The sequence below is a fragment of the Actinomadura scrupuli genome (genome assembly GCF_050971785.1).
GTDB classification, from domain to species: domain Bacteria; phylum Actinomycetota; class Actinomycetes; order Streptosporangiales; family Streptosporangiaceae; genus Actinomadura_E; species Actinomadura_E scrupuli.
On record NZ_JBPCCU010000002.1, the window covers coordinates 904271 to 930947 of the forward strand.

Below are 26677 nucleotides of genomic sequence, written 5' to 3' on the forward strand. Positions count from 1 at the left end.
TCCCCGAGGTAAGGGCATCGTCCACCAGGCGAACACCCTGGTGGCGCCCGAAGGAGAGCGAGTGGCCACTTCCTCCCCGCGCCGTGATCCCGACCAGCCCGCTGGTTCGGCCCGGCGCACGTACGTCCTCGACACCAGCGTCCTGCTCGCCGACCCGGGGGCGATGACCCGGTTCGCCGAACACGAGGTCGTGCTTCCCATAGTCGTCATCACCGAACTCGAGGCCAAGCGCCATCACCCGGAGCTCGGCTACTTCGCCCGGCAGGCGCTGCACACTCTCGACGACCTCAGAGTCGACCACGGCCGCCTGGACGAGCCCATCGCCCTCGGCGACCAGGGCGGGACGCTCCGGGTGGAGCTCAACCACTCCGACGCGAGCGTGCTGCCCGACGGATTCCGGCTGGGTGACAACGACACCCGGATCCTGTCGGTGGCCCGGTGGCTGTCGGTCGAGGGCCGCGACGTCGTGCTCGTCTCCAAGGACCTGCCGCTGCGGGTGAAGGCCGCGAGCGTCGGGCTGACCGCGGAGGAGTACCGCGCGGAGCTGGCGGTGGTCGAGTCCGGCTGGACCGGTATGCGCGAGCTGGAGGTGACGACCGACAAGGTCGAGGAGCTGTACGAACACGGCCGGCTCGAACTCTCGACGGTGATGGCGGACGGGACGGGCGCCGAGACCCCGCTGGACGTGCGGGAACTGCCCTGCCACACGGGCCTGCGGCTGCTGTCGGCCAACGGCTCCGCGCTGGGGCGGGTGCTGCCGGACAAGTCCGTACGCCTCGTCCGCGGCGACCGGGAGGTGTTCGGGCTGCGCGGACGCTCGGCCGAGCAGCGCATCGCCCTCGACCTGCTCATGGACGAGGACGTGGGCATCGTCTCCCTCGGCGGCCGGGCGGGCACCGGCAAGTCGGCGCTCGCGCTGTGCGCGGGCCTGGACGCCGTGCTGGAGCGCCGTAAGCACCGCAAGGTCGTGGTCTTCCGCCCCCTGTACGCCGTCGGCGGCCAGGAGCTCGGGTACCTCCCCGGGTCGGAGAACGAGAAGATGTCGCCCTGGGCTCAGGCCGTCTACGACACCCTGTCGGCGGTGACGACCCCTGAGGTCATCGACGAGGTCCTCGACCGGGGCATGCTCGAGGTGCTGCCGCTGACCCACATCCGGGGGCGCTCGCTGCACGACGCCTTCGTGATCGTGGACGAGGCGCAGTCGCTGGAGCGCGGCGTGCTGCTCACCGTGCTGTCCCGGATCGGCTCGGGGTCGCGGGTGGTGCTCACCCACGACGTGGCGCAGCGCGACAACCTCCGGGTGGGCCGGCACGACGGCGTCGCCGCCGTGGTCGAACGGCTCAAGGGCCATCCGCTGTTCGCTCATGTGACCCTGACCCGGTCCGAGCGCTCGCCGATCGCCGCTCTGGTCACCGATCTCCTCGGGGACATCGGCGCCTGACCCCCGTCTCCCTCCGCGCTCATGTGATCCTGGATCACATGAGCGCGGAGGTTAGAGCGCTCCAATCCGGTCACTCTCCGCGGTCGCCCCTGCCCGCGTCGTCATGATGTGATTAACGTCACACCTGGCTCGTTGCCGCAAGGAAAGCCTGGTCCAGCTATGGATTGGGCCATTTTTGGGTCAAGTTGACAATGGACTCCCTGGCACCATTCATCACGTTTCGGTTGCGAGGTACCCCCTGATCTCCGGCAGGGTGGGGCGCCGTAAGCACCTCCCAGGTCCATGACCCCCCGGTTGGACGATCTGACGGGCATGCCGCTCACCGCCTCCCCCGGCGATGCGCGATGAAGCCCAGGAGGTGATCGGACCTCGAGCGCGCCCATGCGCGTCCGACCGTCGGAAGGATCGCCTTGAACGGAGACCGGAACGGGTCCCCCCACGGCGCGCCAGGACAGTCGACACCGTTCTCGATCGGCGAAGAGAGCGAGCAGGGCACCGGCTGGGACGCCCCCCGTACTCCGGACTTCGGCGTTCCGTACACCGATGTGAAGGTGGCGGGTGCGCCGGCCGCGGCGAGCACGGCACTGCTGACCCCCGGTCCCGCCCCGCAGGAGGAGTGGACCCGCGACGAGGTCGCCGACGAGGACGCCTTCCGTCCGGCCGGCCGTCGCACCGTCTCCCTGCCGGGACGCCTGGTCGTCCCGAGGATCGCCGTGGTGGCGGTCGCGGCCGCCGTGGTCGTGGGCGGCGGGGCCGTCGCGGCCTTCGCGCTCACCGGTGACTCAGGCGGCAAGCCCGACTCCGCCGCGGTGGTCCCCTCCTCGGCGGCCTCCGCCGAGGCCGATCCGGCCACCGATCCCGCCGCGCGGCAGGCCGCCGAGGCCGCGGCGCGCAAACAACTCCTCGACCGCGCCTCCCGGGCCGCCCGCAAGGACTCCGGCAAGCGCCCGGCGCTGGCCGTGAAGGGCTCGCCGCTGCCGAGCGCCACGCCCAGCAGCGCGGGCGGTGGCAGCACCGGCGGCAGCGACCCCGTGCCCGCCGGCCAGGCCCAGCAGATCGCCAAGGGCATGCTGCCCGGCTTCGGCTTCGGCGGCTCGGGGCAGTTCAGCTGCCTGGTGAACCTCTGGAACCACGAGAGCCACTGGAACGTGCACGCGGGCAATCCCTCCTCGGGCGCCTACGGCATCCCCCAGGCGCTGCCCGGCAGCAAGATGGCGAGCGCCGGTCCCAACTGGCACGACGACGCCAGGACCCAGATCAAGTGGGGCCTGGGGTACATCAAGAGCCGCTACAGCACCCCCTGCGGCGCCTGGAGCCATTTCCAGTCGTCCAACTGGTACTGAGCCGCCCGGTCCGCCCCGCACGCCCCACCGGCCCCGCTGAAGACCGCCAGGACGCCGCCAGGCGGCCCTGAAGGCCCTTAGCGGGGCCCGGTCATGCCGAGCACGTCCAGGGCGGCGTCGAGCTGCTCGAGGGTCAGCAGCCCCTGCTCCACGTAGCCGCGCTCCAGGACCACCTCGCGGATGGTCTTGCGCTCGTGCAGGGACTGCTTGGCCACGACCGCCGCCTGCTCGTAACCGAGGTAGCGGTTGAGCGGGGTCACGATGGAGGGCGACGACTCGGCGTACTCCCGGCACCGGTCGGCGTCGGCCTCGATGCCGTCGACGCAGCGGTCGGCCAGCAGCCGGGACACGTTGGTCAGCAGCCGGATCGACTCGAGCAGGTTGCGGGCGAGCACGGGCAGCATGACGTTGAGCTCGAAGTTGCCGGCGGCCCCGCCGAACGCGATCGCCGCGTCGTTGCCGATGACCTGGGCGGCGACCTGGCAGACCGCCTCGGGGATCACCGGGTTGACCTTGCCGGGCATGATCGAGGACCCCGGCTGCAGGTCGGGTAGCCGGATCTCGGCCAGTCCCGCCCGCGGGCCAGACCCCATCCACCGGAGATCATTGGCGATCTTGGTAAGGCTCACCGCGATCGTCCGGAGCGCGCCGCTGGCCTCCACGAGCGCATCCCGGGCGCCCTGGGCCTCGAAGTGGTCGCGCGCCTCCCTGAGCGGCAGCCCGGTGGCGCGGGAGAGCTCCTCGACCACTCGGCCCGCGAAGCCCGGCGGCGTGTTGATACCGGTGCCGACGGCGGTGCCGCCGAGGGGCAGCTCCCCGAGCCGGGGCAGCACGCCCTCCAGCCGCTCGACTCCGAGCCGTACCTGAGCGGCGTAGCCGCCGAACTCCTGGCCCAGGGTGACCGGGGTGGCGTCCATCAGATGGGTGCGCCCGGACTTCACGACCGTCGCGAACTCCGCGGCCTTGCGGCCCAGGGAGTCCGCCAGGTGCCGCAGCGCGGGGATGAGCTCCCGCAGGACGAGCCCGGTGGCCGCGACGTGGATGGAGGAGGGGAAGACGTCGTTGGAGGACTGGGAGGCGTTCACATGGTCGTTGGGGTGCACGTCGCGGCCCAGCCGCTCCTGGGCGAGCGAGGCGATGACCTCGTTGGCGTTCATGTTGGAGGACGTGCCGGAGCCGGTCTGGAAGACGTCGATCGGGAAGTGGTCGTCCCACGCCCCGCCGGCCACCTCCAGGGCCGCCGCCGCGATCGCGTCGCCCAGCTCACCGTCGATCACGTCGAGGTCGGCGTTGACCCGGGCGGCAGCCGCCTTGATGTGGGCCAGCGCCGCGATGTGCGCCCGCTCCAGGCGGCCTCCCGAGATCGGGAAGTTCTGCACGGCACGCTGGGTCTGCGCCCGCCATCTCGCGTCGGCCGGGACCCGGACCTCGCCCATGGAGTCGTGCTCGATCCGGAATTCCTGCTCGCCCATGGACGGTCCCTCTGAGTTCCTCGTGCCTGCGTAGAGGGGCCTGCGCTCCGCCCCTCCCTCACCTTACGAGGGGTTCAGCCGCTCTTGTGGACGGTGTATTCCTGGCGCACGCTGGGCCGGCCGGGGGCCTGCTCCTTGCCGTTGATCCAGACCCGGCAGGACGAGGGATCCTCGAAGACCGCCGTGAGGGTGTCCAGGTCGTACTGCAGTCCCTGCCCCTTGGGCAGCACCCCGTTGTAGAGCACCTGGGCGTTGCCGGGGATGCCGAGGTAGACCTTGCAGTTGTCGCCGGTGGCCTGGACGACCAGCGCGTTGCCGGCCGCGCCGGCGGGCACGGGCCGGGCCGGGGACGACGACGCGGAGGGGGAGCCGCCGGCCTTCTCCTTGGGGGAGTCCTGGGTCATGCCCACGGCCATCGCGCCGGCACCGATGCCGCAGGTCGCGCAGGTGGCGGCGATGAGGGAGAGCGCGACCACCAGCCGCCGGCGCGGGTTGTTCTCCCGCTGGACCCGGCGCTGGGTCCGGGGCCCGGCCACCGCGCGGTCCAGCCGGTCGAGCACCCGGGCGTGGGTCATCCGGCGGAGCGGGTTCTTCTGCAGCAGCCCGTTGATCACCGGTGTCAGCTCCCCGGCCCGCTGCAGCGGCGCCGGGTCCTGGGTGAGCACCGCGGAGAGCGTCGCCATCACGTTGGGGTGGTCGTACGGTGGCCGGCCCTCCACCGCGGTGTAGAGGGTGGCGCCGAGCGACCACAGGTCGGACTGCGGGGTGGCCTTCTCGCCGCGGGCGACCTCGGGGGCGACGTAGGCGGGCGAGCCCATGAAGCTGTCCGACCTCGTGATGCGGGCCGACCGGTCGGTGATGGCCAGGCCGAAGTCGGTGAGCACCACGCGGCCGTTGTCGGACAGGAGCACGTTGCTGGGCTTGATGTCGCGGTGCAGAATGCCGGCGTTGTGCGCGGTGGAGAGCGCGTCGAGCAGCTGACGGGCGATATCGGCGACCTTGGCCGGGGGCAGCGGCCCCTCTTTCGCGATCAGCTGGTCGAGATTGGGAGCCTCGACGAGCTCCATGACGATCCAGGGGCAGCCGTGTTCGACGACGACGTCGTACACGTCGATGATCGAGGGATGACTCAGCTGCGCGGGGGTCCGTGCCTCGCGCAGGGTCCGCCGGTAGAAGACCGCGCGTTCTTCGTCATTGAGGTCCGGCGGCGGCCGCAGTTCTTTGATCGCGACAGTGCGGTCCAGCCGCTCGTCGTGCGCCCGCCAGACCGTGCCCATGGCACCACTGCCCAGCTCTGTAACCAGCCGATAGCGACCTGCTATCAAGACGTCACTCTGCTGGGTCATGGCGCAAAACATACCGGAACGAAGCGGGTCGTTGCCGGGCAGATGCCGCGAACACCGGGGAATTCACTTTAGATCGTTAAGGGGTATCTGATAATCAGCATTAGCCCACGAAAACGGGCTGGTGGTTTCGTGTTTACGTTACTGGCGAGTCACCGCCGGCCGATGCTCAGCAGCGGCCCGGTGGTCTCCGCGAAGAAGTCGTTTCCCTTGTCGTCGACGACGACGAAGGCGGGAAAGTCCTCCACCTCGATCTTCCAGACGGCCTCCATGCCGAGTTCGGCGTACTCCAGCACCTCGACCTTCTTGATGCAGTCCTGGGCGAGCCGGGCCGCGGGGCCGCCGATCGAGCCGAGGTAGAAGCCGCCGTGCCGCCGGCAGGCCGTGGTCACCTGCTGGGAGCGGTTGCCCTTGGCCAGCATGACGTGCGAGCCGCCCGCCGCCTGGAACTGCTCGACGTAGGAGTCCATGCGGCCGGCGGTCGTCGGGCCGAACGAGCCGCTCGCGTACCCCTCCGGCGTCTTGGCCGGACCCGCGTAGTACACGGCGTGGTCGCGCAGGTAACGCGGCATCGGCTCGCCCGCGTCCAGCCGCTCCTTGATCTTCGCGTGGGCGATGTCGCGGGCCACGACCAGCGGCCCGGTCAGGGCCAGCCGGGTCTTCACCGGATACTTCGACAGCTCCGCCCGGATCTCGTCCATCGGCCGGTTCAGGTCGATCCGCACCACGTTGTCGTCCAGGTGCTCGTCGGTGGTCTCCGGCAGGTACTGCGCCGGGTCGGTCTCCAGCCGCTCCAGGAACACGCCCTCGGCCGTGATCTTGGCCAGGGCCTGCCGGTCGGCGCTGCACGAGACCGCGAGCGCCACCGGGCAGGACGCGCCGTGCCGGGGAAGCCGGATCACGCGCACGTCGTGGCAGAAGTACTTCCCGCCGAACTGGGCCCCGATGCCCAGCCGCTGGGTGAGCTCGAAGACCTGCCGCTCCAGCTCGAGGTCGCGGAACCCGTTGCCGAGCGGGCCGCCCTCGGTGGGCAGGGTGTCCAGGTAGTGCGCGGAGGCGTACTTGGCGGTCTTCAGCGCGTACTCGGCGCTGGTCCCGCCGACCACGATCGCCAGATGGTACGGCGGGCAGGCCGCGGTGCCCAGCGAGCGGATCTTCTCCTCCAGGAAGGTCAGCATGCGCTTGGGGTTCAGGACCGCCTTGGTCTCCTGGTAGAGGAACGACTTGTTGGCGCTGCCGCCGCCCTTGGCCATGAACAGGAACTTGTACGCGCCGCCGGGGGTGGCGTACAGCTCGATCTGGGCAGGCAGGTTGGTGCCGGTGTTGCGCTCGTCCCACATGGTGACCGGCGCCATCTGGGAGTAGCGCAGGTTCAGCCGGGTGTAGGCGTCGTACACCCCGCGGGACAGGTGCTCCTCGTCGTGCCCGTCGGTCAGGACGTGCTGGCCGCGCTTGCCCATCACGATCGCGGTGCCGGTGTCCTGGCACATCGGCAGCACGCCGCCCGAGGCGATGCTCGCGTTCTTGAGCAGGTCGAGCGCCACGAACCGGTCGTTGGGGCTGGCCTCGGGGTCGTCGAGGATCCGGCGCAGCTGGGCCAGGTGGGCCGGGCGCAGCAGATGCGAGATGTCGTGGATCGCCGTCTCGGTGAGCAACCGGAGCGCCTCCGGCTCGACCTGCAGGAACGTGCGTCCGCCGGCCTCCAGGGTGCTGACCCCCTCAGAGGTGAGCAGACGGTACTCGGTGTCGTCCTGGCCGAGCGGCAGCAGATCGGTGTAGGCGAACTCGGGCATCACGTTTCCTGTTTCCTCGGCGGCTCTGACCGCCCACCAGGGTACGGCCCTCGCTCGGCCGGCCTCGCGCCGAGCCGGGCCCGGCGCTCCGCCGTCCGGGCTCCGCGGGCCGGGCGGAGCCCGATCACGACTCCGGCCGCCACGAGCACCGCGCCGGCCAGCTCGGCGGGTGCCGGGGCGCCGAGCCCGAGGACGACGGTCGTGACGATGGCGCTGATCGGGATGACGCCCGCGAACAGCCCTGCCCGGTCCGCGCCCAGCCGGCCCAGCGCGTCGTACCAGAGGAAGAACGCGACCACGGTGATGACCACCGCGATGTAGGCCAGCGCCATGGCCTCGGCGGCGGTCGGCAGCCGTACGACTCCGCGCCCGTCGGCGACCAGGCCCGCGACCAGCAGCATCGGCACGGCGAACGCGGCGGCGTGGGCGGAGACGCGGACCGGGCCCAGCCGGGGCAGCAGGGGCACCGCCAGCAGCGAGAAGCCCGCCTCCCCGGCGAGCGCGCCCAGGGCGAGCAGCGACCCGGTGAGACCGCCGCCGCCGAGACCGGTGGCGAGCACGGCGCCGCAGGTCACCACCAGCGCCGCCGCCACGATCCGGGGCGAGGGGCGGCGGCGTTGCTGCAGCGGCCCGGCCAGGGCCAGCACCACCGGGACGGTGGCGATCACCGTGCCGACCGTCGCCGGGCCGGAATGGCGTACCGCCTCGACCAGGAACACGTTGAAACCCGCCAGGCCGGTCGCCGCCAGTGCGACGAGCAGCCCGGCCTCCCGCCGGCTCAGCCCCCGTCCTCCCGGCGGGATCCGCTCGCGGGAACCCGCCCGCCTCCGGCCGATGGCGAACAGGATGGCCGCGGCCACCGCGTAGCGCAGCGCCTGGCCGCCGAAGACCGGATAGGCGCCGATCGTCGCCGACACCGCGGTGAGGCTGCCGACGAGGGACATCGCGGTGCCCGCGCCCACGGCCCCGCGCACGGTCGCGTACGGCGCCCCGCGGCCGGCGTGTGCGCGACGGGCCGGGAGGGCGGGCGGTGCCGGGACGCCGATTCCGGCGGAGGCGTTCATGACATCGAACGCTAGGCAGCCGCCGCTCCGGAACCCAGGGCCAAAGCGGCCCCGGTGACCGGGCCAATGCGCGGCGCGAGGGGCCGGGCGGCCGCCGCACGAGGTGTCACCGTCCGCCACAGCCGCCCCCTGAGACACCGGGAACGGGGATTACCCGAGGTGACAGTGGGTAGTACTCGCGTCCCCGACACTAGGAGGCGACTCGTCCATGAGTCTCGATGAAGCCGCCCGGCAACTACGCTCCACCGTGCACGACGCCCAGGTGGCCTTCGACTGCGTGGGACTGGGGGACCTCGAACGCGCCCACATCCACGTGATCACCGCTCGGGCCGCGGCCGACGCGGCGGAGGCCGCACTGCAGGAGGCGATCAACCGGATGTCCCCGGAAGAGGCCGCCAGCGCGGGCGAAGCGGCCATCGTCGCCACCGAAGGCTCCTGAACCCCGCAACGCTCCCGCGAGACGCCGGCCCGGCGTGATCGTGCCACCGATCGGCGATCGGCGGCACGATCACGCCGTGGTCAGACGACGGGGCGCTCCGCGACCGGGGTGAAGCCGGTCTCCGGCGCACCGGTGACCCGGTCGGGCTGGAAACTGCGGGCCAGCGCGATGATCACCAGGGTCAGCAGCGCCGGCACGACGTAGGAGGTCTGGTAGCTCGACAGCGGCTGCACCAGCAGGACGATGATCGCCCCGAACACGAAGCCGACGTAGTTGAAGATGTTCACCCGTGCCACCGCGATGCCCAGGCCGGAGGGATCGACCTTTCCCGCCGCGGAGAAGGAGACGGGTGCGACCACGCACAGCCCCAGGCCGGTGAGCGCGAAACCGGCGATCGCCGTCCCCGCGTTCGGCGCGATCACCACGAGCACCAGGCCGAGCGCGCCGATCAGCGTGCTGGCCCGGACCACCAGGGTCGCGCCGAACCGCCGTACCGCGAAGTCGGCCCCGACCCGGCTGGCGACCATCGTGACCTGGTAGGCGGCCAGACCCAGCGGGGCCACGTTCTTGCTGTGCAGGTCCTTGTCGAAGAAGAGCGTGCCGAAGTTCGACAGCATGGAGTCGGCGACGTAGAAGCAGGCCATCGCGACGCCGATGAGCAGCACCGGCCGCCAGGGCACGGTCTTGGCGGCCGCCTTCAGCTCGGCGCCGGTGGGCGCGGTGCCCTCGTCCCGCTTGCGGTACAACCTCGGGCCGGTGAGGAGGGAGATCGTGATGCCGATCGCGGCCGGTATCGCGAAGCCCACCAGGACCGACCGCACGAGGTCGTCCGGGAAGAGGTAGGTGTTGGCGACCCAGGCCCAGACCGCCCCGAGCCCGGCGGCCGCGCTCCACACGGCGTGGAATCCGGTCATGATGCTGTGCCCGTACGCGCGCTCGGTCGCGACCGCCTGGGCGTTCATCGTGGCGTCCACCGCCCCGACGAGCAGGCCGAACAGCATCACCAGGACGTACAGCGGCGGATTGCTGTGGCCGGTGAGCCCCACCCCGGCGATCGTCAGGCAGCAGGCGGGCTGGGAGACGCGCAGGACCAGGCCGCTGCCCAGGCGTGACATCAGGGGGGCCGCGATCGCGCTGCCGACCCCGGCGACGATCGGCACGCACAGCACGAGGAGGTTGATCTGGTCGTCGCTCATGTGGTGGACGTCGCGGACCTGGTTGATCCGACTGACCAGGGCGGCGAAGCACAGGCCCTGGACGACGAAGGCGGCGTAGGCCGAGACCCGGGCCTGGCGATCCCGTGTGGTGATGCCGGAGGTCATGGGCATCCCTTCTTGCGCGCCTGCGACGCTCGGCAGGTTCGGATGGGGGGTGACACTAACGTGAAGAATGTTCGCGTCACGGTAGGCATCGGCGCAGGCCGGGTCAAGAGTAGAGCTTCGCCGCTATCGTCTGAATCGTGGAAGAGTCCCGGCGCCCGGCCCACGGTGAGCGGTATGTCCCGACCCGAGATCTACGCGCTTCCGACGCCGACCGGGAACGTGTCATCACGCTACTGGGCGACGCGCTGGGAGACGGCAGGCTCACCCTGACCGAGCACTCCGAACGGATGGAACGCGCGTGCGCCGCCCGCACCCTGGGCGAGCTGACCGGGCTGACCGTCGACCTCACTCCGCCCGAGGCGCAGCCGATCCGGGTCGACTCGGGCTCGCTGCACGCCCTGTTCGGCTCGGTCCGGCGGACCGGCCGGTGGGTGGTGCCGGTCCGGCTGCCGGTGCTGGCGCTGTTCGGCTCGGTCGAGCTGGACCTGCGGGAGGCGATCCTGCAGCGCAAGCACATCGTGATCGAGGCCTCGCTGCTCGCCGGGAGCATCACCCTGCTGGTCCCGGACGGCGTGCACGTCAACGTCACCGGCCGCACGATGCTCGCCACCCGCGACCTGAGGCTCCGGCCCGCACCGGACGGCCCCGTCATCGAGATCAGCGGCAACCTGATCCTCGGCACCATCAAGGCCGCCGCGCCCAAACGCACCTGGCGCCAGCGCGTCAAGGGCCGGATCCGCCGCGGCGAGAACGGCCCCGCCTGAGCAGGCCGCCGGGACCGCCGCCGTGGAGCGGCGGCCCGGTCCGTACGGGTGCGCGGCAGGGTCAGGTGGCCCGGTCGAAGTCGATGGCGCTGTAGGCCCGCAGCTTGCCGAGCTGGTGCTCGCTCTCCACCCGGCGGATCGTGCCGCTGCGGGCGCGCATGACGAGCGAGTGCGTGGAGGCCGTCCCCTTGCGGTAACGCACGCCGTTCACGAGCTCGCCGTCGGTGATGCCGGTCGCGGCGAAGAACACGTCGTCGGAGGTGACCAGGTCGTCGGTGGTCAGCACCCGGGAGAGGTCGTGCCCGGCGTCGATGGCCTTGCGCCGTTCCGCGTCGTCCAGCGGCCACAGCTTCCCCTGGATCACGCCGCCGAGCGCCTTGATCGCACAGGCGGTGATGATGCCCTCGGGCGTACCGCCGATGCCCAGCAGCAGGTCGACGCCGGTGCCCTCCCGGGCGGCCATGATCGCACCGGCCACGTCACCGTCGGTGATGAACTTGATGCGGGCGCCGGCCTCGCGGATCTCCTTGACGATGCCCTCGTGCCGGGGGCGGTCCAGGATGACCACGGTCACGTCCTCGACGGAGGAGCCCTTGGCCCGGGCCACCGCCCGGATGTTGTCGCCGACCGGGCGCTCGATGTCGACGGCGTCGGCGGCCTCCGGCCCGGTGACCAGCTTCTCCATGTAGAACACCGCGGACGGGTCGTACATCGAGCCGCGGGCGCCGACCGCGATGACCGCGATGGCGTTGGGCATGCCCAGGGCGGCCAGCCGGGTGCCGTCGATCGGGTCGACCGCCACGTCGCACTCCGGGCCGCTGCCGTCGCCGACCTGCTCCCCGTTGTAGAGCATCGGCGCCTTGTCCTTCTCGCCCTCCCCGATGACGACCATTCCCGTCATCGAGACGGTGTTGATCAGCTGGCGCATCGCGTTGACCGCGGCTCCGTCGGCGCCGTTCTTGTCACCCCGGCCCACCCAGCGGGCGGCGGCCATGGCGGCGGCCTCGGTGACCCGGACGAGTTCCATGGCGAGGTTGCGATCCGGAGCGTCCTGAGCCGTCGCCAGTGGCGAGGACACGGTGGGTTCGTCAGACATGGCGAGGCGCCCCTTCGTTCGTCAGGTTGGTCGAATTGTCCGTGTGACGCGCCCCGTCTCACAAATTGGACCAGACCATGTGGGCTTGGTGTGGTCCTACCCGGGCACGCAGCCGGAAACCCCGGGCCGGGGCGGCACTGCGGGAAGGGATCGTGATTCTCCGCCATGAGGGCGTAACCTTTGCGTTCATGAGCAGCGACATCGACGAGCCGGTGCGGATCTCCGACCGTGGGGCGGCCACTCGCGGCGCCCTGCTGGCCGCGGCGCGGGATGTTTTCGTGGAGGCGGGCTTCGCGCAGGCCGCGGTGACCGACATCGTCGCCAAGGCCGGTGCCAGCGTCGGCAGCCTGTATCACCATTTCAACGGCAAAGCCGATCTTTACCTCACGCTGTTCGAGGAATTCCAGGTCCGGCAGCAGGAACGCACACGTGACGCGATTCACGCCATCCGCGACGCCGGCCCGGCGGACCCGATGCGGCTCTTCGTCGCCGGGGCCCGCGCCTACCTCGACGGGTGCCTGGCCGAGCGCGACGTGGCCCGGCTGTTCATCTCCGGCGACGGGCCGCCCGGCTTCGACCGCGTCATGCGGCAGCGGCTGAACCGCTGGGCCCGCCGCAACGCCGGGCTGTTCCACACCGCCGACGGCGGCGTGGACGAGGCACTGGTGATCGTGCTCACCGGCGCCATGGCGGGTGCGGTCTCCGAGGTGTCCCTGCGCGACGACGAGGCGGTCTCCCGGCGCCTGGCCGATGAGATCATGGCCATCGTGGGGACGATCAACAATCCGCGCTCCCCGAGCGTGCCGAGCACGGAGCACGTGTGAGCGGCGATCCGCCGGACGTTCCGCAGGACCCGCAGACCTCGCCGCAGCCGCAGCCGCAGCCGCAGCCGGAGCCGCAGCCGCAGCCGGAGCCGCAGCCGCAGGACGCGCAGGACGCCGGTGGGTCCGGTGCGCGGCGATCCGGCCCGGTCGCGCAGGCCTCCCCGGCACCGCAGACCGTGCAGCGGGTCAGCGAAGGGACCTACAAGCGGCTCACCAGCGGCGTCGGCCAGTTCGCGCTGGCCATCGGGGCGTGCCTCCTGCTGGTCGGCGTGATCATGCTGCTGACGCCGCGGGCCGGCAAGGAGACGCTGCCGCAGGTGGACGCGCGGTCGGCGGCGGAGGCCATGCGGCTCACCGCGCCGTACATCTCGTACGCTCCGCAGGGGCTGCCCGCGGGCTGGCGGGCGACCAGTTCCCGGCTGAGCGGCGACAGGGGCGCGGTGGCCTGGCACCTGGGCTTCCTGACCTCCAGCGACGAGTACGCCGCGCTGGAGGAGAGCAACGAGCGGCCGACCGCCACGTTCGTGAAGCGGATGACCAACGTCGACCCGGCCAATCCGAAGAGCCTGGTCGGCACCCGCCAGGTCGCCGGTGCGTCCTGGAACGAGTACCACCGCGCGGACAAGCGGCAGAACTCGCTGGTCCGAGAGCTGCCGACCGTCACGCTCGTGGTGACCGGTACGGCGTCGTACGACGAACTGGCCGTGCTCGCCGCCTCCCTCACGCCGCAGCCCCGGCCGTCCGCCACTCCCTGAGGACCGGGCCCGGGGTCAGAAGGGCGCGTCGGCCTCGGCGGGCTGGTCGGTGCGCTCGGCCATGGCCGCCGCGAGCCGGGCGCGGGCGCCCTCCAGCCACTGCTCGCAGACCTTGGCCAGCTGCTCGCCGCGCTCCCACAGAGCGAGCGACTCCTCCAGGGTCAGCCCGCCCGCCTCGAGCCGCCGCACGACGTCCGCGAGCTCGTCCCTGGCCTGCTCATACGACTGCTGCTGCTCCGCCACGCCTCCACTTTAGGGGCTGCGGCACGCCCGCCGGCCCGGTCCGGCGAGGACCCGTGGCGCGCCCCGCGCGGAGCTCAGGACTCGGGGCGGTCGCCCACGACGGCGGTCAGCCTGCCGTCGGCGAGCCGGATCAGCAGCTCGTCGCCCTTGCCGGCCTCCGCCGCCGACCGCAGGACCGACTCGTCCGGGCGCTGCACGATCGCGTAGCCGCGCTGCAGGGTCGCCGCGGGGGACAGCGCGACCAGCCTGGCGCGGGTGTGCGAGAGCTCGTCGGCGGCGCGGTCCAGCGCCCCGGCCAGGCAGCGGCGGGCACGGTCCCGTAGCGCGAGGACCTGCTCGTCCTTGCGCTCCACCTCCCGCACCGGGTCGGCCAGCGCCGGGCGCGACAGCACCCCGGCCAGCCAGGCCCGCTCCCGCTCGACCCTGCCGGTGACGCACCGCCGGCCGCGGTCGCGCAGCTGCCGCACCAGCTGCAGTTGCTCACGTACGTCCGGTACGACCTTCTTGGCGGCATCGGTGGGGGTCGACGCGCGCAGATCCGCGACCAGATCGAGGAGGGGGGAGTCCTGCTCGTGGCCGATGGCCGACACGACCGGGGTCCGGGCCGCCGCGACCGACCGGACCAGCGTCTCGTCGGAGAACGGCAGCAGGTCCTCCAGCGAACCGCCGCCCCGGGTGATGATGATCACGTCGATGTCGGGGTCGGCGTCGAGCTTGCGCAACGCCTCGACCACCTCGCCGACGGCGTACGAGCCCTGCACGGCGGTGTTCTCCACCTGGAAGGCCACGGCGGGCCAGCGCCGGCGGGCGTTCTCCAGCACGTCGCGCTCGGCGGCCGAGTCGCGCCCGCAGATCAGCCCGATCCGGTGCGGCAGGAACGGCAGGGGGCGCTTGCGCTCGGGCCGGAAGAGCCCTTCGGCGTGCAGCAGCTGCTTGAGGAGCTCCAGCCTGGCCAGCAGCTCGCCGACCCCGACCGGCCTGACCTCGAGCGCGGACAGCGAGAACGAGCCCCGGTTCGCCCAGAAGTCGGGTTTGGCGTGGATGACCACCCGCGCGCCGTCGACCACCGCGGGGCCGTCGAAGACCGCCCGCGGGCCGACGACCCGGACGGACATGTTGGCGACCGGGTCGCGCAGCGTGAGATAGGCGGTGCCGCCGCGCCGGTTGAGCTCGGTGATCTGGCCCTCGACCCAGATCCGGCCCAGCTTGCCGATCCATCCGCCGACCGCCTGCAGCACGGTGCGGACCGGGACGGGTGACTCGGCTGAGGTCTCCATGGCCATTCCGGAAGCGTACGGGCCGGCGGCACCGGACGCGCCGACCGCCCGCCCGGTGCCGCGTGATCAGGTGGATGGACGCCGTGCCCCCGCCCGATCACGCAGGGCTCAGGCGCGTTCCTCCAGTTTGGTGATGCGGTTGGCGAACATGCGGAGGAAGTCGGCGCGGGCGGCGTTGGCCCGCTCGTAGTCGCGCAGGAGGCTCACCTGCTCGATGTTCAGGCTGCGCAGCCTGGCCCGCACCGAGGCGAGGGTGAGCTCGTCGTAGTTCGGCATCGGAAGCGCGTCCGCGGCCACCGGCTCGGACTTGGGCGCCTTGGCGGCCGCCTTGGCCCTGGGCTTGGCCTTGGGCTTCGCGGCGGTGGCCGGCTTCGCCGCGGGCTCGGCGGCCACCGGCTTCGCCGCGGGCTTGGCTGCGGGCTTGGACGCGGGTTTGGCTGCGGGCTTGGCCTCGGGCTTGGCGGTCACCGGCTCCGGCGCGGGCTTCGGGACGGTCTTCGGCGCGGGCCTGGGCGCCGGCTCGGGTACGGCCTCGGGCTCGAGCACGGGCTCCAGCGCGGGCTCGACGACGGCGATCACCACCGGCTCGGACTCCGGCTCCACGACCGGCTCAGGAGCGAGCTCCGTCACCTTGCCTGGGCGCGGCGCGGGCTTGCCCAGGGCGAGCTCCGGCTCGGCGGCGAGGGAGTTGTTGACCTTGCGCGGCGGCCTGGCCACCGGCGTCTCGGCCTCGGGCTCCTCGGCGCCGGTCACCCGCTCGACGACCCGGTCGATGACCTTGACCGCGGCCTGCTCGGCGTCGTTCCGCCAGCGCCCCAGCACCGGGGCCATGCCGGATTCCTTGATCTCCTTGTAGTCCTTGGTGAGACGATCGCTCAGCAGCAGTGCCCGCCCGACCCCGAACATCGCCAGCCGGACCGCGTTGATCGGCAGATCGCGTACTTGCTCGGTCACTGCTTCCTTGACGTCTTTCCGCACCTGGCGTGGCGATCTCGGCATCGTCTGTCAGCTCCCTGTTGTCCTCACAAACGGACGGATGGATGGTCTACCGGGTGTTATGTCTACTGTGCCGCACGGTGCGGCGATGGTCACCTCGGGTTAGCGTAATTCGCCTTCTGAGTGGGGTGGATTGGATCACACGTAGCATTGAGGCATGACCTCCTCCACGACCGGCTCCGCGCACCTCCCAGGAGTGGACGCCCCCCAGGATCCGTCGCGCCCCGCGGTTGAGCGCCGCGTTCTGCTGGCCAAGCCGCGTGGTTACTGCGCGGGCGTCGACCGGGCGGTCCAGGCCGTCGAGATCGCGCTCGACAGGTACGGCGCCCCGATCTACGTCCGCAAGCAGATCGTGCACAACGTCCACGTGGTCAAGACGCTGGAGGAACGCGGGGCGATCTTCGTCGAGGAGACCGAGGAGGTGCCGGAGGGCTCCATCGTGGTGTTCTCCGCGCACGGCGTCGCCCCCGAGGTCCATCAGGAGGCGGCCGGGCGGCGGCTGCGGACGATCGACGCCACCTGCCCGCTGGTGACCAAGGTCCACAAGGAGGCGGTCCGGTTCGCCGCCGACGACTACGACATCCTGCTCATCGGGCACGAGGGCCACGAGGAGGTCGTCGGCACCACCGGTGAGGCGCCCGAGAACATCCACCTGGTCGACGGGCCGGACGACGTGGCGAAGATCAAGGTCCGGGACGAGAGCAAGATCGCGTGGCTGTCCCAGACCACGCTGTCGGTGGACGAGACCATCGCCACCGTCGACAAGCTGCGGGAGCGCTTCCCGCTGCTGATGGACCCGCCGTCGGACGACATCTGCTACGCCACGCAGAACCGGCAGGTGGCGGTCAAGGAGATCGCGGCGGAGGCCGAGCTGGTCATCGTGGTCGGCTCGACGAACTCCTCCAACTCCGTCCGGCTGGTTGAGGTCGCCAAGGAGCACGGCGCTGCGGCCGCGTACCTCGTCGACTACGCCGAGCACATCGACCCGGCCTGGCTGGAGGGCGTCACCACGGTCGGCCTCACCAGCGGCGCCTCGGTGCCCGACGAGCTGGTGCAGGACGTCGTGGCCTTCCTGCGCGACCGGGGCTTCGGCCGGGTCGAGGAGGTCGTGTCGGTGGAGGAGCGGGTGCGCTTCTCCCTTCCGCACGAGCTCCGCAAGGATCTCCGGGCGGGCTGACCGCGCGGGCGGGCGGCACCGGGCCTCGCGCACCCCGCGGCGGCCGGGGTCACGGCCGGGCCGGCGCGGCGGGGGCCGGACGCCGGTGGCGGGCGGCACGCTCACGTGTCCCAGCGGACGGGGTCTTCGTCGGCGTCGCCGTCGGCGGGGGCGGGAGCGCCGGCGGCCAGCCGGGCTCGCAGGTCCCGCAGGTCGCCCATCAGGCCGCGCCAGAACGCGATCGCCAGGACCAGCGCGGTGCCCAGGAAGAGCCAGGGGGCGCCGGAGGCGAGCGTCAGCACCAGGCCCGTGGCGGCGCTCCGCAGGAACGACGCGTCGTCCAGGGCGTACCCGCACTGCGCGACCACGACGGCCGCCAGGAAGACCATCGGCGGGCAGACCGCGAGGGTGAGCAGATCGGCGCGCCGGGTGGCGACGGCCGCCAGCAGGCAGCCGACCACGAACAGCGCACCGGCCAGCAGCCCGGCCCCGACCTTGGGGGCGAGCAGCGCGCCCAGCAGCCCGAAGGTGAAGATCACGACGATGGCGCCGCGTCCGGTGAGACTGATCGGCGACGGGGACCGGCTGGGCTGACGTGGCACTCGGCCCCCCAGGGTCGGCGCAGCGCCCTTCGGCACTGCGCGTGCTCTCGTGGTAGTGCTCACCAGACCCCCTCGGTGTGCTTCTGATCGGGGCCGGCTCGCTGGACGAAACCTACCGGTTCCTGAAGGCCCGGTTCAGCGTCCTCGAGCAGCTCCGCCGCGGACAGCGCCCGAGCGGTCTCCTCGACCGGCCGCGGCCCCTCCAGCGAGGCCTCGACCACACCGAGCTCGTTGAGCTTGCGGGCACTCACCAGCACCCGGCTCTCCAGCGACCCGACCGTGCGGTTGTAGGACCTGATCGCGGCGGACAGGGACTTGCCGAGTTCGTCCACGTGCTGGCCCATCGTGCCGAGTCTGTCGTACAGCTCCCTGCCCAGTTCGAAGACGGCCCGCGCGTTCCGGGACAGCGCCGCCTGCTGCCAGGCGTACGACGCCGTACGGAGCATCGTGATCAGTGTGGTGGGGGTGGCGATGTGCACCCGGCGGCTCATCGCGTACTCCAGCAGCTCCGGGGCGCGCTCCAGCGCGGGCGCCAGGAACGCCTCCCCGGGGATGAAGAGCACGACGAACTCCGGCGACGGGTTGAAGGACTGCCAGTAGGCCTTCGCCGCCAGCCGGTCGACGTGCTCGCGCAGATGACGGGCGTGCGCGTCCATCCGGGCGGGGTTGCCGGTCTCGGCGGCCTCCAGATAGGCCGCCAGCGAGACCTTCGAATCGACGACGATCTGCTTGTCGCCGGCCAGCCGCACCAGCATGTCCGGCCGTACGGTGCCGTTCTCGGTGCTCGCGGAGGCCTGCTCGTCGAAGTCGCAGTGGTGCGACATGCCCGCCAGCTCGACCACCCGGCGCAGTTGCAGCTCGCCCCAGCGCCCGCGGGCCTCGGGCCGCTGCAGGGCCCGTACCAGCGTCTGGGTCTCCCGGCGCAGCTCGTCGGAGCTCTGCCGGACGAACTCGACCTGCCGGGCCAGCATCGCGTGCGACTCGCGGCGTCCGGTCTCGACCTCGCGCAGCTGTTCCTCGACCCTGCCGAGGGTGGCCTGCAGCGGCCCGACGAGGTGCTCGACCGCCTGCTTGCGCCGCTCCAGCTCGCCCGCGGCCTCCGTGCCGGCCGCCTTCAGCCGGGTGTCGGCCAGCTCCAGGAACCGCTGGTTGCTGGCGTCGAGTGCCTTGGCCGACAGCGACTCGAAGTGCTCGGCCATGCGCCCCTCGGCGTAGGCCAGCTTCTCCTCGGCGGCCCTGGCGCGCACGATGAGCCCGGCCTGACGGGTGGTGGCGAGTGCGAACCCGAGCACCAGCCCGACCACGACGCCGACCGCGAGACCGAGCAGCAGCGCGACATCCATGATCCGCATCGTGACACCGTGATCTCGGCGTGTCGGCTCGACGCGCCGGGCGGTGACCAACTCATGTGCGCGCCGGGCGGTGACCAACTCATGTGACTGCGGTCACCGCCGCCGGAACGTTGTCACCGGCCCGGCGAACCCCCACAATCAGGGCACTCCATCGAGCCTTCGAATCCTCTCCGCACCCCACCGCGGAGCCCCCCGAGGAGAGCAGATGACGCCCACCACCCCGGCCGGCCGGCGCGTCGCCGAGGCCATCGCCCTGGAGCCCGGCGGCCCGCCGACGCTGCGCGCCCGCGCCGCCGGCCAGGTCATCCGCGCACTGATCAAGTCCATCTGGGCCTACGGGCCGCCGGGCCGGGCCGGCCTGCTCTTCGTGCGCAGGATGACCGCCGCGGTGCCCGCCTCGCCGGTGCCCCGCGGAGTCGAGATCACCCCGGAGGACTTCGGCGGCTTCACCGGCGAGTGGGTCCGGGCCGGGCGGCCGGACGAGAAGAAGGTCCTGCTCTACCTGCACGGCGGCGGCTACTTCTTCGGCAACCCGGTGATGTACCGCGGGCTGACCTGGCGGATGTCGGCCGCGACCGCACGGCCCGTACTGGCGATCGACTACCGGCTGGCACCCGAGCACACCCCGGCGGACGCGCTCGAGGACGCGGTGACGGCCTACGACGCGCTGCTGGCCAAGGGGTACGACGGCCGGGACATCGTGGTCGCCGGTGACTCGGCGGGCGGCCACCTCGCCCTGGCCCTCCTGCTGGCCCTCAAGGAGACCGGCCGTGCCCTGCCCGGGGCGGCCATCGCGCTGTCGCCGTGGGCGGACCTCACCTGCGGGGCGGACTCGCACACGCTCAACGCGCGGACGGACCACCTGATCCCGGCGGCCCGGCTGGCCTGGGCCGGCTCGTACTACTGCGAGGGGCTGGAGGAGACCGATCCGCTGTTCTCCCCCGTGCGCGGGGACTACTCCGGCCTGCCGCCGCTGCTGCTGATCTCCAGTGGCTCGGAGATCCTCCGCGACGACGCCCGGCGGGTGGCCGACCGGGCCCGGGCGGCCGGGGTACGGGTCGTCCACCAGGAGTGGGAGGGGCTGGTGCACGTCTTCCCGATGTTCGCCGATTTCATCCCGGAGGGTAAGGCGGCCTTCCGGCACATGGCCGGCTTCCTGGCCTCGGCGGGCGTCTGAGACCGCCCGCCGCCCTGAGTACGGGCCCGGGCCGGGATTGGCCGTAGACTCGCCCGACGTGAGCCTGTCCATCGGAATCGTCGGACTGCCCAACGTCGGCAAGTCCACGCTCTTCAACGCCCTGACCAAGAACGACGCGCTTGCCGCGAACTACCCGTTCGCCACCATCGAGCCCAATGTCGGCGTGGTCGGTGTGCCCGATCCGCGCCTGGCGGCCCTGGCGAAGATCTTCGGCTCGGCCAAGATCCTTCCCGCGACGATGGAGTTCGTCGACATCGCCGGGATCGTCAAGGGCGCCTCCGAGGGGCAGGGGCTCGGTAACAAGTTCCTGGCCAACATCCGGGAGACGCAGGCGATCTGCCAGGTCATCCGCGCCTTCGAAGACCCGGACGTGACCCATGTCGACGGCGACGTGGCGCCCTCGCGCGACATCGAGACCATCAACACCGAGCTGATCCTGGCCGACCTCCAGACCATCGAGAAGGCGCTGCCCCGGCTGGACAAGGAGGCGCGCACCAAGAAGGACAAGGACGGGCTGGCGGTCGTCGAGGCCGTCAAGGCGGCCGAGAAGGTGCTCAACGGGGGCACCACGCTCTTCGGCGGCGCCGCCGCGGCGGGCATCGACCTCGACCTGCTGCGCGAGCTGCACCTGCTCACCGCCAAACCGTTCCTGTACGTGTTCAACCTGGACGAGACCGAGCTCGGGGACGAGGCGCTGCGGACCCGGCTGCGCGAACTGGTGGCACCGGCCGAGGCGATCTTCCTGGACGCCAAGATCGAAGCCGAGCTGATCGAGCTGCCGGACGACGAGGCCCTGGAGCTGCTCCAGGGCATGGGGCAGGAGGAGTCGGGCCTGTCGCAGCTCGTCCGTATCGGGTTCGACACCCTCGGCCTGCAGACCTACCTGACGGCGGGCCCCAAGGAGACGCGGGCCTGGACCATCCCCAAGGGCGCGACCGCGCCGGAGGCCGCCGGGGTCATCCACACCGACTTCCAGCGCGGTTTCATCAAGGCCGAGATCGTGTCCTTCGAGGATCTCGTGGCCGAGGGCTCGGTGGCCGCCGCACGCGCGGCGGGCAAGGCGCGCATGGAGGGCAAGGACTACCTGATGCGAGATGGTGACGTCGTCGAGTTCCGATTCAACGTCTGATTCGTACGGTCCACCAGCGAAACGTCACCGTCTGTCGACCATCTCCGTTCCGACGTGAGGTGGATTGCATTGTGGGCAACCGCGTGCCGCAGGTGGGCATCCACCGAAGTCGCTGGAACAATTGACGCGCGTGGTTAGGCTGGGCCTGTAGCAAGGTTGACAAGCCGACACCACAAACGACATGACCGATACGAACAGGCAGAACGCGCCGACCGGGGGCTAGGCGCGAGCGGAGGCGCAATGGCTCGCAGGCCGGCCGTGGAACACGGCCCTCAGACGGCTGCCAGGGATGCGCTCGGTCATGCCCCGGCGGATCCGTGGGATCCGCCGGACAAGGGCGCGCTGGGCCCTCTCGACGGCAAGCGCGGCCGCGGCCGCGGGGGCGGCGGCGGGGGCGGCCGCTGGGGCGGTTCCGGCGGGCGCTGGTGGATCTGGGTCGGCAGGATCGTGCTGTGGGCCTTCATCCTGGTCGTCATCGTGAACGGCATCCGGGCGCCCTTCGAGCGTTTCACCGCCGAGCCCGCGGCCACTCCGGCCGCGGGGCAGAACTCCCCGAAGACGCAGTTCCCCCAGGGCCCCGCCTCGGCGTACGCCCTGCAGTTCGCCGGTATCTATCTCAGCTATGACCAGAAGAATCCGGCCGCTCGCGAGACCCAGCTGAGCTACTTCCTGCCCGACGGCGCCGACCAGCAATTCGGCTGGGACGGCAATGGCCAAATGGCGGTCCAGCAGTTGCAGGTCGCCGGGGTCGATGCCCGCGACGACAACAACGCGATCGTCACCCTGCTCGTCAAGGCCAATGACAGGTGGCTGCAGCTCGCGGTGCCGGTCTACGCCAAGGACGGCGCGATGGTGATCTCCGGGCGGCCCGCCCTGCTGCCCGCGCCGCCCCGCGCGGCCCTCCCGCAGCCCGCCGTCAAGGAGCGCGACACCGACCTCGAGAGCCAGCTGAAGCCCCGGCTCGAAACTTTCTTCAAGGCCTACGCCAGCAGCGACCAGTCGATCCTGGGCCTGCTGTTCTCCGGCGGCCCGATCACCGGGCTCAACGGAGCGGTCAACTTTGCGCAGCTCGGAGACGTTGTCGCGCCGCACGGCGCCGCCGGGGAGCGGACGGTCACCGCGACCGTCAGCTGGCAGATCCCCACGGCCCAGAACAAGGCGGCGGAGGCCAAACTCGAGCAGACCTACCAGCTCACCGTGGTGAAGAAGGATGATGGCAACTGGTACGTGAAGGACATCAGGGGGGCAACCGCATGATCAACCCACTGTTCCAGGAAGGCAGTTAGGCCGATGCTGCACCAAGTCATCGCCTCGATTCCGCACGCGTTGGACACCGGCCCCCTGGCGGAGGGCCATTCCCATTTCGTGCTCGCGGATCAGACTGACCTCAAGACCGGTGATCTCGCCAAGTGGCTGCGTGAGGTCTTCGGTCCGCTGTTTCTGGTCATCGTGTCCATTGTCGCGATCTTCTTTCTGTTCACCAGGGAGATCACGCGCTTCGTCCAGTTCATCGTCTTGGCCATCGGAATCGGAATCGTCTTCTACGTTCCCAATGTGATCGAGACAACGGCCAAGGCGATCGCCAAGGCCCTCGGGGTGAGCATGACCTGACCCGGCGGCTGAGCTGTTCTAAGCCGGAAACGGTAAGGGGAGTGGGGCGTGGATCTACCCACGTATACGAACATATGGCGCATCGAGAAGCGGCTGTACAAGCTGTACGACCTACGGCTGCCGATGCCGTTGCCGCTCGTTCAGATCGGCGTGTTCCTCGGGGTGTTCGTACCGTGGATCGTTCTGCTCAAGGTGATCGGCATTCCGTTCCGGGGCGGCTGGATCCTGCCCCTGTACATCGTGCCGCCGTTCGTCCTGACCTGGATGGCGACCCGTCCGGTCATCGAGGGCAAGCGGCTGACCGAGCTGTTGCTGTCCCAGTCGCGCTACCTGGTCGAGCCCCGCACCTGGTGCCGGCTGACGCCGATCCGCGAGCCGCGCGAGGTCGTGGTGGTCGTCAAGGTCTGGCGGCGGCCCGGCGACGCGGCCTCGTCGGTCGCGGCCGCCGTCCGCTCCGACCGGAAGGCACGGAAGGCGCAGCAGAAGGCGCAGAAGGTCCGGAAGGCCGAGCGCGGTCGTCGTCCCGCGCCGGTCCGGGTCAGCCCGCGGCCCGCGGTCATGCCCGGTGCCGGACAGGGCCCCGCCTACACACCCGCCCCGCAGCCGCTGTCGGCGCAGCTGGCGGCGCTCGACGCGACCACGACCTCGGTGCACCCCGAGCCGCAGGCGCCCGCCGCCCGCTCCGCCGAGCGCGAGCCCGCCCCCGTGCAGGTACGCGCCCAGACGCACCGGTGGCCGCCGCCCGACCCGCGCGACCGTGCTTCCGGACAGCGCGCCGCGGCACCCGGATGGGCCGGGCGGGCCCCGGCGCAGCCGGAGCGCCCGCCCGTCACGCCCAGGCTGGAGCAGCCTGCGGCGTTCGAAGACCGGCCCCCCCGGCCCGGGCCACCGGATCCGCGAGCGCGCGACCTCGTCCGGTGCCCCGGCCGAGCCGATCACCACCCGGGTCACCCCACCGGTGACCCCGCCGCAACCGTCCACGCCGACGAAACGGGAGGAGCCGGTGGAGAACGCCGAGGCGCCGGGCTCGGGCAAGCGGGCCCTCGCCTCGGGAGTACGCCGTCCTGGCGCCCCTGAGGAGTTCTGGAAGGCGATCGCCCCGCCGGAGGGCGGTGCGGCACCGGATCCGGCCTCGCCGGAGCCAGCCCCCTCGGCTCCCGCGCAGCAGAAGCAGCCGCAGTCACAGCCGGTGCAGCCTGTCGCAGAGGGGCAGGAGCCCGCCCGCCGCGCGCCGCGACCGGCTCTTCCGGGGGCCACCGGGCCCGCGGCCGTCACACCCGGCGCCGGTGAGCCGTCCGGGGAAGGTTCCGTGCCCAAGGCGCCGACGACCCGTCCGGACATTCCCCAGGTCCCCGCCTCGACCAGGCCCGACATCCCCATGGTGCCGGGAGCCTTCGGCGCGGGCGGCCGCGGCCCGGCGGCGTCCCCCGGCACCGGGCGGCCCGCCGAACGACCCGTCGCCGGGCGGTCGCCGGCCGGGCAGCCGGCCGGAACGCCTCCCGTGTCCGAGCAGCCCACGCCCGTACCGGAGCCGCGGCGGCCGGCCGCTCAGGCCCCGGCACCTCAGGCCCCGGCTCCCACGGACCGGGCACCCCGGGAGGTCGCGGCCCGCGAAGCAGCGGCCCAGGACCCTGCGGTTCAGGAGGCAGCGGCCCAGCAGGCGGCGGAGGACCCCGCGGTTCGGGAGGCAGCGCCCCGGCCGGCAGCGGCGGGTGCGGATCCCGAGCCTCGGCCGGTGGTGGGCGCCGGGAGCGCGCCGCAGGCCCCCGGGGACGGGCCGCCGCACTGGTCGAAGAGCCTCGCCCGGCCGATGCAGGAGGGGCAGAGCGACGCACTGGTGTGGCCCCCGCCCGGCCACAAGCGCAGGACCAGGCCGGCCAAGCACCGCAAGGTCACCCCGGACACTCCGGCTCCGCGGGCCGTCCCGCCCGAGGTTCCCGCCGCGACCGCCACACCCGCCGGTACGACTCCGGCGACCTCCCCTCAGGCACCGCCTGCCCAGGAGCCCGCGGCTCAGACGCCGCCCGCTCAGGTGCCCGGTCAGGCACCGCCTGCTCAGGTGCCCGCGGCTCAGGTGACTCCCGCAGAGGCGACCCCGGCAGAGGCGACCCCGGCGGACGTGACCCCCGCGGAGACGGCCCCGGCCGAGGCGCAGCCGCCGCAGGGGTCGCCTCCGGCGGTGCCGCCCAGGCCGGTCGGCCGGCCGCTGCCGCCCGTACGGCCCGCCGCCGCATCCGAGCAGGCGCCGGGCGGGAGCAAGGCGCCTCCGGCGAAGGACCGCCGGACCTGGCCGGCGCAGCCGCCCGTACGCGGCATCCCGCCGCGCCCGCAGGGCACCCCGGTCAAGCCACCGCCGCCCCGCGTCGTACCGGAGGCGCCCCGGCCGGAGGTCCGGCCGCAGCAGGCGTCGGCGCCGCGTGCGGTGCCGGCGGCCGAGACGCAGCCGGCAGGCTGGGAGCCGGAGACCCGGTCCGGCCCGGCGTCACCGGTGCGCCCGCGCCCCCGGCCGCTCGTGCCGCCCACCCCGCCGCCTCCGCCGGCCGCGACCATCACGCCCCCGGACCTCGAGCAGGAGGGCACGGTCGGGGGGCTGCGCCGGCTCATCCAGGCCGTCGGCGGCGGGCACAACGAACTGGACGCCGAGTACCAGGAGCGGCTGCAGCGGCCGTTCCAGGGCACCCGGCACATCGTCGTGCTCGGCTGCACGGGCGGGGCGGGCCAGACCGTCACGGCGCTCATGCTGGGCCACACCTTCGCCCAGTACTGCGGTGAGCCGATCGTGGCGATCGACGTCAATCCCGGAGCGGGCGCGCTGGCGCGCCGTACCCGCAGTGAGACGCCGGAGACGCTGACCGGCCTCATCGCCCGCGCCGACCAGGTGCACAGCCTGACCGCCATGCGCCGCTACACCTCGCAGGCCAAGTCCGGGCTGGACGTGATCGCCGCGGGCAAGAACCCGCTGCAGGCGCTGGACGATCGCGACTACGCCCTGGCGATCCGTACCCTCGACCGGTTCTACTCGGTCACCATGCTCGACGCGGCGGCGGCCGTGGTGGCACGGGTGCTGCCGCACGCCGACCAGATCGTGCTCGTCGCCCCGGCCAGCGCGGACGCGCCGCGTGCGGTCGGGATGACGTTCGAGTGGCTCGACGGCCACGGCTACGACGGGCTGCGCTCCCGCGCGGTCACGGTGATCAACGGGGTCAGCCGGCGCAGTATGGACGACGTCGAGCAGGCCGAAGCAGTGGCTCGTGGGCAGTGCCGCGCCCTGGTGCGCATCCCATGGGACGATCACCTCAGCTTGGATCGATCCCCCCGCAACGAGCTCAAGGCGCTTCGTGCGCCGACCCGGCGCGCGTACCTGGCGCTGGCAGGAGTGGTCGCGGGCGGGTTCACCACACTGCCGGAGCGTTACCAGGAGCACGAGCAGGAGGTCGGCCGATGAGTCTGGAACGGG

General features: G+C 72.1%; 24 protein-coding genes. 13 read left to right on the forward strand and 11 right to left on the reverse strand.

The window, feature by feature from the left end:
• The first annotated feature begins 61 nt into the window (after nucleotides 1–61).
• On the forward strand, nucleotides 62–1441 hold the full coding sequence (gene phoH2 / locus ACRYCC_RS11885) for an RNA 5'-3' helicase PhoH2 (RefSeq protein WP_433811212.1): 1380 nt from the start codon (nucleotides 62–64) through the stop codon (nucleotides 1439–1441).
• 410 nt (nucleotides 1442–1851) lie between these two features.
• Nucleotides 1852–2784, forward strand: a complete 933-nt coding sequence (locus ACRYCC_RS11890) for an aggregation-promoting factor C-terminal-like domain-containing protein (protein ID WP_433811214.1) — start codon at nucleotides 1852–1854, stop codon at nucleotides 2782–2784.
• Nucleotides 2785–2861: 77 nt separating this feature from the next.
• Here the strand turns inward: ACRYCC_RS11890 and ACRYCC_RS11895 are convergent, their stop codons facing one another.
• From ACRYCC_RS11895 to ACRYCC_RS11910, 4 genes are all read right to left on the reverse strand, one after another.
• Nucleotides 2862–4256, reverse strand: a complete 1395-nt coding sequence (locus ACRYCC_RS11895; RefSeq protein ID WP_433811216.1) for a class II fumarate hydratase — start codon at nucleotides 4254–4256, stop codon at nucleotides 2862–2864.
• 74 nt (nucleotides 4257–4330) lie between these two features.
• The gene (locus ACRYCC_RS11900; RefSeq protein WP_433811217.1) at nucleotides 4331–5602 is read right to left on the reverse strand and encodes a serine/threonine-protein kinase; all 1272 of its coding nucleotides are present in this window, start codon (nucleotides 5600–5602) and stop codon (nucleotides 4331–4333) included.
• A gap of 149 nt (nucleotides 5603–5751) precedes the next feature.
• Nucleotides 5752–7392 carry a fumarate hydratase gene (locus tag ACRYCC_RS11905; RefSeq protein WP_433811219.1) on the reverse strand — a complete coding sequence of 547 codons (1641 nt, stop codon included), beginning with the start codon at nucleotides 7390–7392 and terminating at the stop codon, nucleotides 5752–5754.
• Nucleotides 7392–8456, reverse strand: a complete 1065-nt coding sequence (locus ACRYCC_RS11910) for a DMT family transporter (RefSeq protein ID WP_433811221.1) — start codon at nucleotides 8454–8456, stop codon at nucleotides 7392–7394. Before ACRYCC_RS11910 ends, ACRYCC_RS11905 begins: the two co-directional genes overlap by 1 nt.
• 208 nt (nucleotides 8457–8664) lie before the next feature.
• Between ACRYCC_RS11910 and ACRYCC_RS11915 the strand changes: the two genes are divergently transcribed.
• Nucleotides 8665–8895: a hypothetical protein gene (locus ACRYCC_RS11915; protein WP_433811223.1), complete on the forward strand. Its 231-nt coding sequence runs from the start codon at nucleotides 8665–8667 to the stop codon at nucleotides 8893–8895.
• Between the two features lie 80 nt (nucleotides 8896–8975).
• On the opposite strand, the gene ACRYCC_RS11920 is transcribed toward ACRYCC_RS11915, so the two are convergent.
• Nucleotides 8976–10217: an MFS transporter gene (locus tag ACRYCC_RS11920; RefSeq protein WP_433811225.1), complete on the reverse strand. Its 1242-nt coding sequence runs from the start codon at nucleotides 10215–10217 to the stop codon at nucleotides 8976–8978.
• Nucleotides 10218–10354: 137 nt separating this feature from the next.
• Here ACRYCC_RS11920 and ACRYCC_RS11925 point away from each other — a divergent pair, with 137 nt between their 5' ends.
• Entirely contained in the window at nucleotides 10355–10981 is a 627-nt protein-coding gene (locus ACRYCC_RS11925) for a DUF1707 SHOCT-like domain-containing protein (RefSeq protein WP_433811227.1), read from the forward strand.
• Between the two features lie 61 nt (nucleotides 10982–11042).
• On the opposite strand, the gene glpX is transcribed toward ACRYCC_RS11925, so the two are convergent.
• The gene (gene glpX / locus ACRYCC_RS11930; RefSeq protein ID WP_433811229.1) at nucleotides 11043–12077 is read right to left on the reverse strand and encodes a class II fructose-bisphosphatase; all 1035 of its coding nucleotides are present in this window, start codon (nucleotides 12075–12077) and stop codon (nucleotides 11043–11045) included.
• A gap of 188 nt (nucleotides 12078–12265) precedes the next feature.
• Here glpX and ACRYCC_RS11935 point away from each other — a divergent pair, with 188 nt between their 5' ends.
• Nucleotides 12266–12901 carry a TetR/AcrR family transcriptional regulator gene (locus ACRYCC_RS11935; RefSeq protein WP_433811231.1) on the forward strand — a complete coding sequence of 212 codons (636 nt, stop codon included), beginning with the start codon at nucleotides 12266–12268 and terminating at the stop codon, nucleotides 12899–12901.
• A complete protein-coding gene (locus ACRYCC_RS11940) occupies nucleotides 12898–13656 on the forward strand; it encodes a DUF4245 domain-containing protein (protein WP_433811233.1) in 759 nt (252 codons plus the stop codon). Before ACRYCC_RS11935 ends, ACRYCC_RS11940 begins: the two co-directional genes overlap by 4 nt.
• 15 nt (nucleotides 13657–13671) lie before the next feature.
• Here ACRYCC_RS11940 and ACRYCC_RS11945 read toward each other — a convergent pair whose 3' ends face one another.
• The 3 genes from ACRYCC_RS11945 to ACRYCC_RS11955 all read right to left on the reverse strand — a co-directional run bounded on the left by ACRYCC_RS11945 (nucleotide 13672) and on the right by ACRYCC_RS11955 (nucleotide 16130).
• On the reverse strand, nucleotides 13672–13899 hold the full coding sequence (locus tag ACRYCC_RS11945; protein WP_433811234.1) for an exodeoxyribonuclease VII small subunit: 228 nt from the start codon (nucleotides 13897–13899) through the stop codon (nucleotides 13672–13674).
• A gap of 74 nt (nucleotides 13900–13973) precedes the next feature.
• Entirely contained in the window at nucleotides 13974–15182 is a 1209-nt protein-coding gene (gene xseA / locus ACRYCC_RS11950; protein ID WP_433811235.1) for an exodeoxyribonuclease VII large subunit, read from the reverse strand.
• Between the two features lie 102 nt (nucleotides 15183–15284).
• A complete protein-coding gene (locus tag ACRYCC_RS11955) occupies nucleotides 15285–16130 on the reverse strand; it encodes a DUF8129 domain-containing protein (RefSeq protein WP_433811237.1) in 846 nt (281 codons plus the stop codon).
• Between the two features lie 199 nt (nucleotides 16131–16329).
• Between ACRYCC_RS11955 and ACRYCC_RS11960 the strand changes: the two genes are divergently transcribed.
• Nucleotides 16330–17349: a 4-hydroxy-3-methylbut-2-enyl diphosphate reductase gene (locus tag ACRYCC_RS11960; RefSeq protein WP_433811238.1), complete on the forward strand. Its 1020-nt coding sequence runs from the start codon at nucleotides 16330–16332 to the stop codon at nucleotides 17347–17349.
• Between the two features lie 101 nt (nucleotides 17350–17450).
• On the opposite strand, the gene ACRYCC_RS11965 is transcribed toward ACRYCC_RS11960, so the two are convergent.
• Entirely contained in the window at nucleotides 17451–17930 is a 480-nt protein-coding gene (locus ACRYCC_RS11965) for a DUF6542 domain-containing protein (protein ID WP_433811240.1), read from the reverse strand.
• Nucleotides 17931–17989: 59 nt separating this feature from the next.
• The gene (locus ACRYCC_RS11970) at nucleotides 17990–19273 is read right to left on the reverse strand and encodes a DNA recombination protein RmuC (RefSeq protein ID WP_433812156.1); all 1284 of its coding nucleotides are present in this window, start codon (nucleotides 19271–19273) and stop codon (nucleotides 17990–17992) included.
• 214 nt (nucleotides 19274–19487) lie between these two features.
• Here ACRYCC_RS11970 and ACRYCC_RS11975 point away from each other — a divergent pair, with 214 nt between their 5' ends.
• The 6 genes from ACRYCC_RS11975 (at nucleotide 19488) to ACRYCC_RS12000 (ending at nucleotide 26665) form a co-directional block, all read left to right on the forward strand.
• On the forward strand, nucleotides 19488–20459 hold the full coding sequence (locus ACRYCC_RS11975; protein ID WP_433811242.1) for an alpha/beta hydrolase fold domain-containing protein: 972 nt from the start codon (nucleotides 19488–19490) through the stop codon (nucleotides 20457–20459).
• A 58-nt stretch (nucleotides 20460–20517) separates the two neighbouring features.
• Complete coding sequence (gene ychF / locus ACRYCC_RS11980; protein WP_433811244.1) at nucleotides 20518–21609, forward strand: redox-regulated ATPase YchF; 1092 nt, start codon at nucleotides 20518–20520, stop codon at nucleotides 21607–21609.
• A 240-nt stretch (nucleotides 21610–21849) separates the two neighbouring features.
• The gene (locus tag ACRYCC_RS11985; RefSeq protein WP_433811246.1) at nucleotides 21850–22866 is read left to right on the forward strand and encodes a conjugal transfer protein; all 1017 of its coding nucleotides are present in this window, start codon (nucleotides 21850–21852) and stop codon (nucleotides 22864–22866) included.
• Nucleotides 22867–22899: 33 nt separating this feature from the next.
• A complete protein-coding gene (locus ACRYCC_RS11990) occupies nucleotides 22900–23220 on the forward strand; it encodes a hypothetical protein (protein ID WP_433811248.1) in 321 nt (106 codons plus the stop codon).
• A 48-nt stretch (nucleotides 23221–23268) separates the two neighbouring features.
• Nucleotides 23269–24297, forward strand: a complete 1029-nt coding sequence (locus tag ACRYCC_RS11995; RefSeq protein ID WP_433811249.1) for a conjugal transfer protein — start codon at nucleotides 23269–23271, stop codon at nucleotides 24295–24297.
• The gene (locus ACRYCC_RS12000) at nucleotides 24224–26665 is read left to right on the forward strand and encodes a MinD/ParA family ATP-binding protein (RefSeq protein ID WP_433811251.1); all 2442 of its coding nucleotides are present in this window, start codon (nucleotides 24224–24226) and stop codon (nucleotides 26663–26665) included. Before ACRYCC_RS11995 ends, ACRYCC_RS12000 begins: the two co-directional genes overlap by 74 nt.
• Nucleotides 26666–26677 lie beyond the last annotated feature (12 nt).